General features: G+C 71.2%; 10 protein-coding genes. 5 read left to right on the forward strand and 5 right to left on the reverse strand.

All coding sequences use genetic code 11. The features are described from left to right. Nucleotides 1-41 precede the first annotated feature (41 nt). Nucleotides 42-380 carry an MspA family porin gene (locus tag EL493_RS08535; RefSeq protein WP_019045186.1) on the reverse strand — a complete coding sequence of 113 codons (339 nt, stop codon included), beginning with the start codon at nt 378-380 and terminating at the stop codon, nt 42-44. A 727-nt stretch (nt 381-1,107) separates the two neighbouring features. On the opposite strand from EL493_RS08535, the gene EL493_RS08540 reads away from it, so the two are divergent. Together EL493_RS08540 and EL493_RS08545 are read left to right on the forward strand one after the other, a co-directional pair. Then, nucleotides 1,108-2,625 (forward strand): ATP-binding protein, encoded by a 1,518-nt coding sequence (locus tag EL493_RS08540; RefSeq protein ID WP_019045187.1) that lies wholly within the window; start codon nt 1,108-1,110, stop codon nt 2,623-2,625. A gap of 88 nt (nt 2,626-2,713) precedes the next feature. Further along, on the forward strand, nt 2,714-3,355 hold the full coding sequence (locus EL493_RS08545) for a response regulator (RefSeq protein WP_022567290.1): 642 nt from the start codon (nt 2,714-2,716) through the stop codon (nt 3,353-3,355). Between the two features lie 116 nt (nt 3,356-3,471). Here the strand turns inward: EL493_RS08545 and EL493_RS08550 are convergent, their stop codons facing one another. Next, nucleotides 3,472-4,608 carry a serine/threonine-protein kinase gene (locus EL493_RS08550; protein ID WP_019045189.1) on the reverse strand — a complete coding sequence of 379 codons (1,137 nt, stop codon included), beginning with the start codon at nt 4,606-4,608 and terminating at the stop codon, nt 3,472-3,474. 211 nt (nt 4,609-4,819) lie between these two features. Here EL493_RS08550 and EL493_RS08555 point away from each other — a divergent pair, with 211 nt between their 5' ends. From EL493_RS08555 to EL493_RS08565, 3 genes are all read left to right on the forward strand, one after another. Beyond that, a complete protein-coding gene (locus EL493_RS08555) occupies nt 4,820-5,569 on the forward strand; it encodes a hypothetical protein (protein WP_022567289.1) in 750 nt (249 codons plus the stop codon). 22 nt (nt 5,570-5,591) lie between these two features. Next, entirely contained in the window at nt 5,592-7,163 is a 1,572-nt protein-coding gene (locus EL493_RS08560) for a DNA polymerase Y family protein (protein ID WP_019045191.1), read from the forward strand. Between the two features lie 113 nt (nt 7,164-7,276). Beyond that, nucleotides 7,277-8,218: a sucrase ferredoxin gene (locus tag EL493_RS08565; RefSeq protein WP_019045192.1), complete on the forward strand. Its 942-nt coding sequence runs from the start codon at nt 7,277-7,279 to the stop codon at nt 8,216-8,218. 19 nt (nt 8,219-8,237) lie between these two features. On the opposite strand, the gene EL493_RS08570 is transcribed toward EL493_RS08565, so the two are convergent. The 3 genes from EL493_RS08570 to EL493_RS08580 form a co-directional block, all read right to left on the reverse strand. After that, nucleotides 8,238-10,814 (reverse strand): toll/interleukin-1 receptor domain-containing protein, encoded by a 2,577-nt coding sequence (locus EL493_RS08570; protein WP_019045193.1) that lies wholly within the window; start codon nt 10,812-10,814, stop codon nt 8,238-8,240. Beyond that, nucleotides 10,814-13,525 (reverse strand): WD40 repeat domain-containing protein, encoded by a 2,712-nt coding sequence (locus EL493_RS08575; protein ID WP_019045194.1) that lies wholly within the window; start codon nt 13,523-13,525, stop codon nt 10,814-10,816. The genes EL493_RS08570 and EL493_RS08575 overlap by 1 nt, the downstream gene beginning before the upstream one ends. A gap of 168 nt (nt 13,526-13,693) precedes the next feature. Further along, the gene (locus EL493_RS08580) at nt 13,694-14,992 is read right to left on the reverse strand and encodes a toll/interleukin-1 receptor domain-containing protein (RefSeq protein WP_081723257.1); all 1,299 of its coding nucleotides are present in this window, start codon (nt 14,990-14,992) and stop codon (nt 13,694-13,696) included. Nucleotides 14,993-15,032 lie beyond the last annotated feature (40 nt).

Consider the following 15,032-nt stretch of genomic DNA (forward strand, 5'->3'; position numbering starts at 1 on the left):
TGGTCCATCGGGACCCGGCGCGGGGCCGGGTCCCGACACGGTCAGAGGAACATGGTGTCGCCGAAGACCGAGTTGGTCGCGCTCACCTGCGGGGTGGTCGCGGTGACCGTTGCCCACGAGTAGATGTTGAGCGGCCCGCCGGTCGCCCCGGCCGGGGCCGTCACGTACGCGGTGTTGTCGAGGAAGACCTCCCGGTTGGTCGGCATGGCGTTGAGGGCGGGCACCTGCCGGTAGGACTGGTCGGTGTGGCCCAGGGTCAGCTCGAAGCCGGCGGGGCCGTGGTAGGTGCTCTCGTGCGGGGCCATCGGGGTCGCCGCGGCGATACCGGTGGTGGTCAGCGCGAGGGCGGTGGCGCCCAGCACGGTGGTGATGATGTGCAACGTTCCTCCCCGAATTCCGGCCGGGTGTTCCGGCCCGACATCACGGTAGGAAGCCGGACTGTGCCCCGGCCCGCCGCCGAGCTGCGAATCGGCTGAAGATCGCAGGTGAGAATGCTGTGACGGGGTTTCCGGTCCGGTGCCGCCGGCCGCGCGCCTTGCTTCCGGCGGTACGGGACATCTGACCTGGTAGAAGGTGATTTCCGTCCGGACCGGACAGGTCTTCGCACAGGTCGGCGGCGGATCGCGGACATCAGGGGTGACATCAGGGACTTTCCTGATGTCGGCACCCGCTCACCCGTGCCAGTATCGAAGGATGGATCCGTCTGTTCCCGCCCGCGCCGCCCAGGGACCGGTCCCGCACGGGCACGGCGTCGCCCCGGGAAACGACGTCACGAGGCCGATCATGTCGACCGGATCCGTGCCGGCGGAGCAAGGTCGGGTCGCATCCGGCGACGGCCGGGCCGCGCCGATCCGGCAGATGCCCGTCGCGACCGGATCCGGGGCGACAGAACCGGGTCGAGGCGCACCCGTCGCCGCACCGGGCCATTCGGGCGCTGCGCCGCAGAACGGACGAGGCCCGGCCGGGCCGGGCTATCTGCCTCCCGGCACTCGGCCGAACGGCGGCTCGTCGGTCCACGGTGGAACCCCGGGGTACTACTCCGTTCCGCCCCCCGCCGGCGCGCCCCGCTACACCGGACCCGTCTACAACAGCGGACCGGGCGCCGCGATGAACCCGGGTGGACGGAGACGGCCGAAGGGTCAGCCCCGGTTCGTCGCACGGGCGCTCGGCACGGGCCAGGCCGTATACGGCACTCCGCAGCCCTACTTCCAGCAGCAGCAATACCGTTCCGCGCCGGGCCCCTACGCCGACTACGCGCAGGGCTACGGCGTCCCGCGCGGCTACCTGCCGGGCGTGCTCCCGGTGCCCGGTCCCGAACCGGCGGGCAGCCCGGCGCCGCAGACTCCGCGACTGGTCCGGCGGACCGGTGGCCGGGTGGTCGGTGGTGTCGCGGGCGGGCTGGCCGATCATCTCGGCGTCGACGTGTTCAAGGTGCGGATGGCGTTCGTGCTGCTGTCGGCGCTGGTCGGCGCGGGCGTGGTGGCCTACGGGCTGCTGTGGATCTTCACCCCCGGCGGCGGCGACGCGGCCAAGCCCACCGGGGACGAGCGCAGGCAGGCGATCGGCCTGGCGCTGCTCGGCCTGGGTCTCGCGGTGACGGTGTCGTGGCTGTTCGAGGGGACCGCGGCGCGGGTGATCGCGCCGATCGTGGTGGTCGCGGTCGGCGCCGCGCTGGTGTGGCGGGAGTACGACGTCGCCGCGCCGGGTCCGCGGGCGCTGTTCGGGCTGCCCGCGCGGCCGTCGGTGGTCACCTGGTCGCGGATCGTGGGCGGGGCGACGTTGATCGTGGTCGGCCTCGGCGTGGTCGTGCTGGCCAGGATCGATCTGAGCTCGCTCGGCTCGGCCCTGATCGCGGTCGCGGTCACGCTGATCGGCGCGGGCCTGCTGACGGTGCCGCTGTGGCTGCGCATGGTCCGCGCGCTCAATGCCGAACGCGGCGCCCGCATCCGCAACGAGGAACGCGAGGAGATCGCCTCGCACCTGCACGATTCGGTGCTGCAGACCCTCGCGCTGATCCAGCGGCAGGCCGAGGACCCGCAGGAGGTGCTGCGCCTGGCCCGCAGCCAGGAACGCGAACTGCGCAAGTGGCTGTTCGACGACGCCACCCCCGCGCACGCCAGCCTGGCCGCCGCGCTGCGCACCATCGCGGGTGAGGTGGAGGATCAGCACGGGGTGAAGGTCACCCCGGTCACCGTCGGCGATGTCGCGATGGACCCCGGTGAGACCGGCTCGGGGCTGCCCAAGGAGCACTTCACCGCCCTGCTCGGTGCCAGCCGGGAGGCGCTGGTGAACGCGGCCAAACATGCGGGCGTGCCCGAGATCGACCTGTTCGCCGAGACCGAACCGCATCAGGTGAGCATCTTCGTCCGCGACCGCGGCGCCGGTTTCGACGTGTCCGCGGTGCCCGCCGACCGGCGCGGTGTCGCCAAGTCGATCCGTGCCAGGGTGGAACGTCGTGGCGGCACCGCCGAGATCGACTCGACCCTCGGCCGCGGCACCGAGGTGCGCATCGTGATGCCGCGGACCGACTCCGGCAGCGTCGAGCCCGAGGCCGCCGAGGAGCAGGCGCCCGCGGAACCCGACCACGTCGACGTGCCGGAATCCCCGCCGCGGGACGACCACTGAGCGACCGCCGCCCCCCGCCGGACTCGACGGTGGGGCGCGACTCTGTGGTACCGATGAGTGCACGCCGGTTGAACGAGGAGAGCTGTCAGTGAGTGTTCGGGTGTTCCTGGTCGACGATCATGCGGTGTTCCGCTCCGGCGTGCGCGCCGAGCTGAGCCGCGAGGCCGACATGGAGGTCGTCGGCGAGGCGGGCGGGGTGGCCGAGGCGGTGGCCGGGATCGACGCGGCGAAGCCGGATGTGGTGCTGCTGGACGTGCACATGCCCGACGGCGGCGGGGTCGCGGTGCTCACCGGCATCGCCGAGGGCCCGGTGTGCCTGGCGCTGAGCGTGTCCGACGCCGCCGAGGACGTGATCGCGGTGATCAGGGCGGGCGCGCGCGGGTATGTCACCAAGACCATCTCCGGTGCCGAACTGGCCGACGGCATCCGCCGGGTCGCCGGTGGTGACGCGGTGTTCAGCCCCCGGCTGGCCGGTTTCGTGCTGGACTCGTTCACCGGCCGCTCCCCGGTGCCGGAACCGCCGCTCGATCCGGAACTGGACTCGCTCACCCCGCGCGAACTCGAGGTGCTGCGCCTGCTCGCCCGCGGCTACACCTACCGCGAGATCGCCGAAACCCTGTTCATCTCGGTGAAAACCGTGGAGACCCACGCCTCCAACGTGCTCCGCAAGACCCAGCAGTCCAACCGCAACGCGCTGACCCGCTGGGCCCACCGCCGCCGGATCGAGTGAGCGGTGTTTGTTGGAGCGCTGGCGCGCTCGAGTTCGCGGCCCCTTGTGTCCCGGCCGCGAACCGCCACTGCGTGGCGGACCCTCCTCGAGGTCGGGGCGTGCGGGCTGGGATAGGTCTACATCACCGCGATGATGAGCGCGATCAGGATGACCAAGCCGATCAGCACACCAGCGCCGATGGCCAGCGGGGCGCCGTTGGGCAGGTTGTCCACGAAGCTGCCGGTGCGCTGCTGCTGATGCTGCGCGGGCGGGGCGGCCAGGGGAGCGCGCTGCGGGCGGGGCAGCGGGGCCGAGTGCGGGCTGCGCAGGCCGCTGGCGGAATTGCGGGCCGCCCAGGACGGGATGGTGCCGTCCTCGGTGCGCAGCGGCACGCCGAGGATGTAGGCGGCGGTGCCGGGCCCGAAGGCGGCGGTGAGGATCTCGTCGCGCGCCTGGGCCATGGTCGGGCGGCGCTGCGGGGCGGGCTCGAGCATGTGCAGCAGCGGCTGGGTGAGGATGCCGCTGCGGCTGGGCGGGATGATCCGGCCCATCGCGGCCCGGGTGACGACGTCGTTCTCGTCGTCGTCGAAACCGAACGGCGGCTGCCCCTCCAGCGCGGTGTAGAGGGTGGCGCCGAGGGAGAACACGTCGCTGGCCTCGGTGGGCCTGGCGCCGCGGGCGACCTCGGGCGGCAGGTAGGCGGGGGTGCCGGTGATGGTGCCTTCCGGATCGTCGCCGTGGGTGTCGCCCGCGCCGCGGGAGATGCCGAAGTCGCTGAGCTTGGCCTTGCCGAGATCGGGACCGCGATCGGCGACGAGGATGTTGCCCGGCTTGATGTCGCGGTGCACGATGCCCGCGGCGTGCGCGGCGGCGAGCGCGTCGGCCACCTGCGCGCCGATCTGGGCGACCTCGACCGCGGGCAGCGTGTCGAACAGCGTCAGCGCCTTGGCCACGCTGCGCGAGGGTAAGTACTCCATGACGAGCCAGGGTTCGCCCGCCTCGATCACCACGTCGTAGACGGCGATCGCGTGCTCGTGCGACAGCTTGGCCGCCACCCGGCCCTCGTGCACGATGCTGCTGCGGATGCGCTCGGCCTCCGCCTCGCTCAGCCCGGCCGTGGAGAGCACCTGCTTGATGGCGACCTCACGGTTCAGCAGCCGGTCCGTCGCGAGCCAGACCGCGCCCATGCCACCGCCGCCCAGTTTCGACTGCAGGCGGTAACGACCCGCGACGAGGTAGTCGGGGCCGATATGGGGGCGAGCACGTTCGGTCACGGGTGCGAGGGTAGTCGAATATGCCGATGACTGGCCGGTATCACGCCGCGCGGGTATAAGGGGGCCCGCTGTGGACACGAGACGGGGGTGGGTGTCACCCTGGTCGCGATCGAACGTATATTCGAATACGATCGATAGCTGAAACGGTGCTGCCGTTCCGGCGCTGGGCGGCCCCCCGCTCGCGAGTCCATCGTGGAAGTAGGTGGTGTTGATGGGTTCGGATGCGTTGTCACCCGAGGTGGCGGCTCGTGCGCGCGTGGTCGACGACCTGCGCAGGCGGATCGCCGCGGTGCCGGGACGCGGCGAGTCCGCCACCACGCACACACCGCGTGAACAGCGGTTACGTCGCGATCTGCTGCCCGTGCCCGCCCCGCTCGCCGAGCTTTTGCCCGAGGGCGGACTGCCCAAGGGCGCGGTGGTGGCCTATACCGGCGCGCACTCGCTGCTGTCGGGTCTGCTCGCGGCGGTGACCGGCGAGGGCGGGCACGCCGCGGTCGTCGGGCTGCCCCGGCTGGGTTTGCTGGCGGCCGCCGAAATGGGTGCCCAGCTGTCCCGGCTGGCGGTGATCGCCGACCCCGGCCCTGATCCGGCCGAGGTGGCCGCCGTCCTGCTCGACGGCCTCGATCTGGTCGTGCTCGGGCTCGACGGTGTGGCCGTCGCCCCCGCCCGCTGCCGGGTGCTCGCCGCCCGCGCCCGCAATCGGGGCGCGACCCTGGTCGTCGCGGGCGGGACCTGGACCAATCCGTCGCTGCGCCTGGACACCCGGGTCACCGGCTATCGCGGTCTCGACGCCGGTCGCGGTCGCCTGCGCTCGGTCTGCCTGGACGTGCGTGTCAGTGCCAAGGCGGGCCCGACACGGCAGGGCCGGATAGACCTGTGCGCCAAGGCCGGTCGCACCGAATGGCGGGCGCGCGAAGCCGAGGCCCGTGCGGTGACCGACCTCGCGGAGGCCGTGTCGTGACCGGTCGGTCCCGGGAACCACGATGACGCGGGCAGAGCGGGTCCTGGCGCTGCTGTGTCCCGACTGGCCCGCGGTGGCCGCCGCCGCGGGGGCGGGGGTGCCCGCGGATCGTCCGGTGGCGGTGCTGCACGGGAATCGGGTGGTGTCGTGTTCGGCGATCGCGCGGATCGAGGGCGTGCGGGTCGGGGTGACGCGCCGGGAGGCGCAGTCCAGGTGCCCCGAACTGGTTGTCGCCCAGGCTGATCCGGAGCGCGATGCCCGGCTGTTCGAACCGGTCGCCGGTGCCGTCGACGCGACGGTGCCCGGCGTCGAGGTGCTGCGCCCTGGTCTGCTGGTGCTGAGTGCGCGGGGTGCCACCAGGTTCTTCGGGTCCGAGGACGCCGCGGCCGTGCAGCTCATCGACGCCGTCGCCGTGGCGGGCGCCGAGGCGCAGATCGGCATCGCCGACGCCATGTCGACCGCGGTGCTCGCCGCGCGCCGTTCGGTGTTCGTGCCGGTGGGCGAGGGCGCGCGCTTCCTCGCGCCGCTGCCGGTGGCCGAGCTGGCCGTCGAACCCGCGCTCGCCCCGCCGGAACGTGCCGACCTGGTGGACCTGTTGCACCGCTTGGGCTTACGCCGGGTCGGCGACTTCGCCCGGCTCGCGCCCGCCGAGGTCGGTTCCCGCTTCGGCGCCGACGCGATCGAGGCCCATCGCCTGGCCCGCGCGCTCCCCGAACGCCCGCCCTCGGCGCGGCAGCTCCCGCCGGACCTGACCGTGGAGCTCGACTGCGACCCACCGATCGACCGGGTCGACGCCGCCGCGTTCGCCGGCCGCGCCCTCGCGACCCGCCTGCACACCGCCCTCACCGCCGCGGGCGCCGCCTGCACCCGCCTGGCGATCACCGCCCGTACCGAGGCGGGGGAAGAGCTGTCCCGGATCTGGCGCTGCGCCCGTCCGCTCACCCCGCCCGACACCGCCGACCGCATCCGCTGGCAGCTCGACGGCTGGCTCACCCACCGCGACCGCCCGACCGCGCCGATCGTCGCGCTGCGGCTGGAACCGGTCGAGGTGGTCGCCGCGGGCGCGCTGCAACTCGGCCTGTGGGGCGGGGAGGGCGAGCAGACCGAACGGGCCCGCCGCGCCCTGGTCCGGGTGCAGGGTCTGCTCGGGGGCGAGGCGGTGCGCGTGGGGGTGCTCAGCGGCGGGCGCGGCCCGGCCGAACGCATCACCATGATCGCCCTCGGCGACGAGCTCACCCCGGCCGCCGACCCGTCCCAGCCCTGGCCGGGCAAGCTCCCCGAACCGGCCCCCACGCTGCTGCTCCTGCACCGCCCCACCGTGCAGCTGACCGCCGCCGACGGCACCGCCGTCGAGGTCACCGACCGTGGCCTGTTCACCGCCGATCCCGCCCGCCTGCGCTGGGGCAGTCGCCAGTGGGCCCTGCTCGGCTGGGCGGGCCCCTGGCCGGTCGACGAGCGCTGGTGGGCCACCGCCGAACACCCGGCCCTCGCCGCCCGCGCCCAGGTCCAGCTCGACGCCGAACCCACCGAGATCCGCGCCGTCCTGCTCGTCTACGACGCCGCGACCTGGCACGCCGAAGGCGTCTACGAATGACCACTGCGGCATAGAACACAGGGTGCCCTTACCTATGCGACCGGAATCGGTTCTACAGTGAAATGACGCCTGTTCCGGATCGGCCGGAGGGCACGGTCGTGGAAGGAGCTGTCGTGCACCCGTTCGAGGGCCTGTCGTGCTCGGCCGCCGCGACCGAGCTCTCGCTGCTCGGCACCGCGGCGCACGTCACCGGCTGGCTGTGCATCGAACATCCCGGCGCCTGGGGACGCGATGTGATCGGCGACGAGGTGCTCGGCCCGGAGATCACCGCCGAACTGGCCGCGCGCACCACCGCGGCCGGAGTCCGGCCGACACTGATCCGCCGCCCCGGGCGCAACGAGTTCACCGGCACCCGCACCGTGCTGCTGGTCAGCTCGCGCCCCGAGGGTTCCTGGTGCGAACGGTTCGAGATCACCGACCTGCGGCAGCTCTTCGATATCGACCTGCGCCTGGTCGACGGTCCGCCGCCGGGCATCGGTGTGCGCGTGGACGATCCGCTGGTGCTGGTGTGCGCGCACGGTAAACGCGACCAGTGCTGCGCTCGCCTCGGCCGCCCGATCGCCGCCGCGCTGTCGGCCGACCATCCCGGCCGGGTCTGGGAGGCCTCGCACACCGGCGGGCACCGCTTCGCCCCCGCCGTGGTCCTGCTGCCGTCCGGCCTCACCTACGGCCGCGTCGACCCGGCCTCGGCGGCCACCCTGCTCGCCGCCGCCGACGTGGGCGAGGTCTCGCTGACCGGCCTGCGTGGCCGCAGCTGCTACGACCCGATCGCCCAGCTCGCCGAAGTGGCCGTCCGCGAACAACTCCCGTCGCTCCCCGCCGACGCCCTAACCGTGCACCCCGACGCGACCCCCACCCACGACCCGGCCCTCGCCGGCTCGGCCGTCGTCGTCCACCGCGACGGCCGCCGCTGGCGCGTCACCGCCCGCACCGTCACCGCCGCCCCCCGCCAGGCCAGCTGCGGAACCGCCCCCAAGGCCGCGACCTATCTGGAACCGGCCACGGTGGAACAACTCCCGGCGCTCGCCGTGCTGTCCAACAGCTCGACCGCTTGATCGCGATCGGCAACCCGGCTCACCGCACCCCGGGTACCGGGATCTCCACGCGCCGCATCGTCGCGAGATCACCGATCTCGGCCAGCGCGAAGCCGTTCGACATCAGCCCGCGCAGCACGCCGCGCCCGAGATCGAGCCGCAGGGTCTCCGGATCGAGCGGACCGTCGATCGTGTCGATCAGCCGCAGCGTCGCCACGTCGTACACCTGCGCCGAGTCCCCGAACGCCAGCAGCGCGTAGTTTCCGGCCATGGTCATCCGCCCGGCCGGGCCGTGCACGAACGCTTCGTCCACCAGCGACAGATCCGGATCCAGGACCCGCAGCACACCGTCCTGGCCGGCGACCAGAATCCGTCCCCCCGACGCGACCGCGATCCTGGTCTGCGTTCCGACCGGCAGCGCGTGTTCGTAAAATCGCGGTGCGCCCGGGGCGTCGACCGTGACCGAACCGACCCGCCCCTGCTCCGTGGCGAACACGACCGTGTCCCCCGACGGCACGACATCGGCGTCGAGCACACGATCGGCATCGGTCCCTCCGTCGAGGGAGATCCGCCGGACCGACCGCGTCCCGACCTCGAACAGGGTGACCGCCTGCTCGTGGGCGAGGACGAGATGCTTGCCGTCCGCGCCTGCGCGCAGGTCGGTGAGGGTGGCGGGGTCGACCGGCAGTACCACCTCCGCCGCGCCGTCGGCCCGGATCGCGGTGATGCCGTCGCCGGTCAGCACATACGCCACACCGTCCAGTACCGACAACGTGCTCGAGAAAACCTGTGCCGAGCTCACCCGGCCGACCTCGGCGCCGGTCCCGGCGTCCACGATCGCGCCGTCCTGCCGGATCGCCAGGTCGCGGGCCAGCGGCAGCAGCGTCACCGCGTTCTCGACCGGCCAGGAACTGGTGTGCTCGTCACCGAGCAGATAGAGCCTTCCCACCCAGGTCAGGACCGCGAGCCGGGTGCCGCCGGGATCCGCCGCGAGCGTGTAGACATCCGAGCCGTCAGGGATCTGCGGGCGTGAGCCGGTGGGCCGGACACTATCGGGCTTCGCTCCGCCGATGTAGTTGCCGAGCACCGCCGACTCGTCGGGCTGACACACCGGCGCGGACTTGCCGTTGCTCCGCTCACCGATCTCGACCACCCCCTGCACCGAACTGAACGACTTGGCGCGGAAGCCCATGGTGTAGTGGATACCGGGTCCGCCGTAGAGGATTCCGAACAGGTTGTCACCGCACCGGGTGACGGCCGCGCCGAATCGGCCGCTGTGCGGATCGACGGTGGTGATGTCGAAGGACCCGTACTCGCTGAGACGGTCCTGATCGATGCGCAGCAGATGCGCCTTCCCGTCCAAGCCGACCATGTCGACCAGCCCGCGCGCGTGGTCGACGGTGATCGCCAGCGCGGGGGTCCCCTCGAAAACTCTGGGATCCTTCGGCGAGGCCGCGCTGAAACTGCTGCGGGTGATCCCGCCGATACCGTGCAACGACGTGCCGAACCACAGATCGGTCCCGTCCCCGGTCGCGACACTGATGACGTTGGGGGTGATCAGCCGCGGTTCCTGCGAGGCGTCGCGGCTGATCAGCCACAGCACGTCATCGGCCACAAACGCGACGGTTCCGCCGTCCGCCGCGACGACAACCGTGCCGATGACGATCCCGGCGGCGGTGTCGCGCTTGGCCTGAATTCGGCCGGTTTCGCCGTCGAGCCAGTGGATCTCGGAATTGGTGTAGGCGACGAGGGTTCGGCCGCCCGGGGCCCAGGCGGCACCCTTGTACGGCTGTTTCTCGATGTCGACCACGCGCATCCGCGCATCACGGGCCCTCGCCTGGGCGAGTGCCTCGGCGGTCGCCTGCGAGGGTTGCAGCGCGTCCGCGCGGGTCGCGAGTTCCACCGCGCGCAGGGTGTTCGGCTCGGTAGACGACTCCGAAGCCAGATTCAGTGCCATCGACTTGTCCGCGTTGTGCTCGGCGGCGTTCCGACCGATTTCGGCGAGAATCCACGCTCCGAGGCCCGCTACCGCGAAGACCGCGAGCACCGCGGTGACGAGAACCCCAGCCCGAACGAGGTTGCGCCGCACTGTCTGATCTCGTTCGACCACCTTCCTGGCGAACTCGGCGAGTTCACCGGGCACCGAGACCTGCTGCGGCTCGGTGAATTCCAGTACCTGTCGCGCGTCGTGCGCGTGCGACCGGTTCAGCCACCGTTCGGCCCAAGAGTGCCTGGTGTCCCGCTCGCTCGCCAGTGCGGCCTGCACGAGCCGGGTGTGCACCCGGATACTCGCCCGGTTCGCGCGCAGTTCCGGGGCGAAGGCGGTGTAGGTCGCCGCGTCGGCGGGGTCGACATGCACGACCCATTTCCCCCGCTCGCGCAGGAAGTCGTATTCCTGCCTGCAGTAGCCGGACGCGTGCCACTGGGGTGTATCGATCACCAGGACCACATCGGCGCCGGCGAACTCGGCGGCGATTACCTCCCAATGCCGCTGTCCCGGAGGCAGATTGACAGACTCGTCCCGCCATACCGTCAGCCCGTCCGCCTCGACGGCGGCCTGCACCCGTTCGGCGAACGCGGTGTCCGCGTGCGCGTACGAGATCGCGACGTCAGCCATCAGCGGCCTCCGCTCGGCACGGCGAACCGCCGCGTCTCGGCCTCGGTCAGGGCCCTGGGCGGTGCCGCCGCTCCGGGCCGGTCGACCACGATGGCTGTCCCGTCGGTCCGCACCGCGAGGATCCGGTCGTCCTCCGGGCTGAAGGCCACGTCGGTGATCATCCGTTCCGGCAGCCGGTTGGCGACCCGCTGCCGAGTGCCGGAATCCAGGTCGACGATCGACAATCCGGTGCGTCCGAGGACCGCGACCCGGCGCTGGTCCGCCGACAGCCGGAGGGCGAAGGGCCGCAAACCGTCGCCGACCGCGCCGATCTCGGTGCTCGCCGTGCCGGTGATACGCAGGAGCGCACCCGCGGTGGTCACACACAGGTAGTCGGTGAGCGCGGGCAGTTCACAGGCCGCCAGCTCGGTCCCGGCCGGGAGCGTCAATCGCTGCTCGGTACCCGTGGAATCACGGGTGTAGCCGTCCGCGGTCACGACCAGCGAGGCCGGGGCTCCCGCGAACAATCCCACCGGTTTGCGCTGCTCGCGATATTCGTGATCGACCATCGAACCGCCCGCGGGCAGGGTCGCCACGACGGAGTCGTCGGCGACGAGTACAACGCTGCCGTCGTCGGCGACCGCGCCGACCCCCTCGCCGCCCCCGGCCGTGACCCGCGGCGGGGTCGCGGTGATCTTGGCCTGTCCAGGGCCGTCGAAGTAGTGCGACTGCGGCGAATGCCCGCTGATCCAGACGGCTTTGGAGCTGACAGCGGCCAGGAACCGCCCGTTGCGGGACAGCAGCAGCTCGCTCTCCAGACTACTGAAATAGCCGGGAACGCCGGCGCAGTCCGAGCAGCGCCCGGCCTCGCGTTGCCGCCTGCGCTGCGGTGGCTCGATCTCGGCGAGCGAGTCGGCGGCGAGCACGGTCGCGTACCCGGCGCGTCCCGCGAGCACGACGTCCTGCGGGGTGGCGAACCGGATCTGGTTGCGAGCGGACAGGCGCGGCTCGGTTTCCCGGGCGCTGACCTCGTTGATTCCGGCTTTGCTCGCCCTGCTCAGATAGGAGCGCGCGCCGGCATCCTCGGCGATGTCCCACACCCGCAGGTACCGGTCGTTGCCGAGGGTGACGAGATGGGTGCCACCCGCCGTGGCCGGCCGCACACTGCCCGCCAGATGGGCCCGCATCGTCGCCGATTCCAGCCATTCCGCGCGATGCTCGTCGCGGGCGAAGAAGGCGAAGACACCGTCGCGCTGTCCGCTCACGACGAGCTGGTCGGCGAGAAAGGCCACGCTGGACCCGAAGAACGAGCCCAGCTCGCTGACCTCGGGCGGGTCGGCGGCGAAGTCGACGGTGGTGGCCAGCGGGTTGGTGGCGGCGACCGCCAGCGTGCCGGAGTCGTTCACCGCGACCTCCCAGGCGTCCGCGACAGCGGCGGTCCGGTCGGGCAGTTCGCGGTGCAGGTCGACCCGGATCAGCGACTCCGCGGTGCCCGCGACGACGAAGCGTCCGTTCCGGCTGATACCGGCCTCGTCGACGACCTGTCCGGACGGCGCCGTCAGCACGATCTCGGCGCCACCGTCGAGCCCCATGCTCAGCAGCCGGTCACCCCGGCCGACGAGCAGCCGATCGTTGGTGAGCCAGCCGAACAGCTGGTCGTCGCCGGTCACCCAGCTGGACTTCGCCGGAGTGCCCGAGGCGGCGTCGAAGAGCCGGAGGGTGCCCGGTGCCGCTTCGGTGGTGGCGAGCCGGGACCCGTCGGGGCTCAGAAAGCCTTTCACCTGATGGCCTTTCGTGGTCTCGACCTCGATCCGGGCGGTCTCGGCGACACCGCCGTCGCCGTCGATTCGCTGCACGTGCACCACCGGCTGGTCGGCCTCGCTGACCGCGAACCGTTCGACATCGCGTGCCCCCGTGATCGTTTGCGGCTGGTAGTCGATCGGGACGGAGGTGTGCGGCCAGGTCTTGGCGGCGGCGCCGGCGCGCGCCTCGTTCGCCAGATCGGTCTCGGCGAGGTCGTAAGCGGTGGCCGCCAGGATCGAAGGCAGATCGGGATCGGCGTCGATGAGCGAGATCGCCGCCCGGCTCAGCCGGTCGGCGTCGGCGCGATTCGCGGCCAGATCGGCCGCCAGCTGTGCGCGACGGGCCGAGAATGCCTGCGTCACCGCGATGATCAGGACGACCGCCAGCAGCAGCGCGGCGGTCGAGACGACACCGCTCCAGAGCCGCCTGCGCTTGGTGGCGGCAACCTCGCTGGTCCGCACGTAGTCGAGGACGACGCGGCGATGCGGTGAGGACAGCGCGGTGTCGCTGTGCGCGATTGTCAGGGCCGCGGCGATATCCGGTGCGCGCAGCAATCCAGCGCTCTCGTCGCGCCACTTGATCGCCTGATCGGCCAGGCGCTGCCAGCCGACGAGGATGCCACCGCCGTGCTGGACGGTCAGTTCGATCTGCCGTGCGGCCTCGGCGGGGCCGATCTTGCGCACCAGCGTCTGGCTGAGGTCCTCGAAAACCGGTGCCGCGCCGGGCAGGAACGACACCGGGACCACGTCCTGATAGCCCGCGGTGGCCGCGGTCAACCCGGCTTCGTCGTAGTGCTCGAGGAGCGCAGGGGTGATCAGTACCGCGATCACCGGTGCCGGTTCGGCGCCGGGACGCCCGGGTAGTACGCCGGTTTCCCGGATCGCGGCGAGTAGCGGTTCGATCTCGGCCGCGTCGGAATCGTCGAACAATAGGTCGAGCCGGCGGTCTTGCCCGGTCGATAGTGAGTGCCGGTAACGGTTTTCGGTCCCGGTCATTCGTCGAATCCAGTCGAAGCGCGACATCCACGGTCTTTCCAGGCGACCAACGGTGTGTACCGAGCATCGGTATTGCGGCACAACGATGCTCGGATTTCGAGACTAGCCGGTGATCGCCGAGGCCGCGCCGGAAATGTGGACAGCCGGAAAACCGAAGTTCCGGTTGGACGACGGCGAATCCGTTGAACGAGCGACCGACAGGGCGATGAGTGTCACCACGATCGCCAGCACGACCGCCGCGACCACCCCGATCCAGGGATGTTGCCGCGCGTCCCGTCCAGGGAACATGGCCGGTGGCGGACGCAAGCCACCGAATCCACCGATCGGTCGATAGCGCTTGGCCGCGTCCAGTACCTGGGAATCGGTACCGCCGGAATATCTATCCGTGGTGAAAGTGAAAGAGCCGCCGTCTTTTCCCCCACCGCGCCTCGCTTCGACCTTGAGATCGCACATGATCAAATACCCGGACGAATTGTCCCAGCGCGGCCAGCTGTCGGCCCGCGCGTACTCCTCGCGGAGTTGTTCGCCCGCCCGCCGGGCTACCAGGAACACGTTCTTTTTCGTGGCATGGGTGCCGATACGGTCGATTTCGCTCCAGGGAAAGCGATGAACAATACCGACTTTGCGAACTTCGATGCCGCCGACGTCGATGACCAGCCGATCGTTGCTGCTGCGGAAATAGAAATGCCCGGCGATCACCGATCCGCCGAACAATACCGAAAGCAGTTCGCGTAGTTCACCGTGGACCCGGAACGCGAACCAGACGAACAGCGGGATGGCGATGCCGGCGATCATCAGATTCAGATAGGTGCTCGCGCTCTCACCGGTGTCGGGGAAGGTGACGCCGCTGCTGACCCGGCGATCGGGTACCGATTGGGTGATGAGTCCGTCGATGACGCGCACCAGCCGGTCGGCATCATCGTCGTAGACCTCGGATCGTATTCGGGCCGCGTGCTTTTCGTGCAGCCCGCGAATGCTCGGTGGCAATTCCTGTGGCCGTGGCATCGCGGTGTCGTCCACCAGCAGCGGCAGGACGGTCTTGCCGAGGCGCAGCGCGGTCTCGATCTCGGTGCGCACCGGGTCGTAAGGGGCGTGCAGTCGGTTCCGGTTGTGCGGGTTGAGCCACTCCGTGGCGATGACGACGACGACCACAGCCGACTCGGCGATCGCCTGGTCGATCGCCTGCTGGAAGCCGGCGCCGCCGTCGATCGAGTCGCGATCGAAGAACGCCAGGTCGTCCGGGAGATCCTTGTCGAAGGTCGCGCGTAGCCTGCTGACGAAATGCCGGGTGTCGTCCCTGCGGTAGCTGATGAAGATCCGATAGCGCTGCATACCTCGGCTACCTCCAGGCACCCGATCCCACGCGGTGGTCGGGTCGACGCACGAAACGGCCGAATCCATTATCCCCCAGGCACTACCACCTGTCAGTCGTAATGCCGCG

The sequence above is a fragment of the Nocardia asteroides genome (assembly GCF_900637185.1).
Taxonomy (GTDB): Bacteria; Actinomycetota; Actinomycetes; order Mycobacteriales; family Mycobacteriaceae; genus Nocardia; species Nocardia asteroides.

What these genes read in the sequence shown, in the direction of transcription:
- EL493_RS08540 (WP_019045187.1), top strand. Translation starts at nt 1,108, where the DNA reads ATGAACCCGGGTGGACGGAGACGGCCGAAGGGTCAGCCCCGGTTCGTC.
- EL493_RS08555 (WP_022567289.1), top strand. Translation starts at nt 4,820, where the DNA reads ATGGGTTCGGATGCGTTGTCACCCGAGGTGGCGGCTCGTGCGCGCGTG.
- EL493_RS08560 (WP_019045191.1), top strand. Translation starts at nt 5,592, where the DNA reads ATGACGCGGGCAGAGCGGGTCCTGGCGCTGCTGTGTCCCGACTGGCCC.
- EL493_RS08570 (WP_019045193.1), bottom strand. Translation starts at nt 10,814, where the DNA reads ATGGCTGACGTCGCGATCTCGTACGCGCACGCGGACACCGCGTTCGCC.
- EL493_RS08580 (WP_081723257.1), bottom strand. Translation starts at nt 14,992, where the DNA reads ATGGATTCGGCCGTTTCGTGCGTCGACCCGACCACCGCGTGGGATCGG.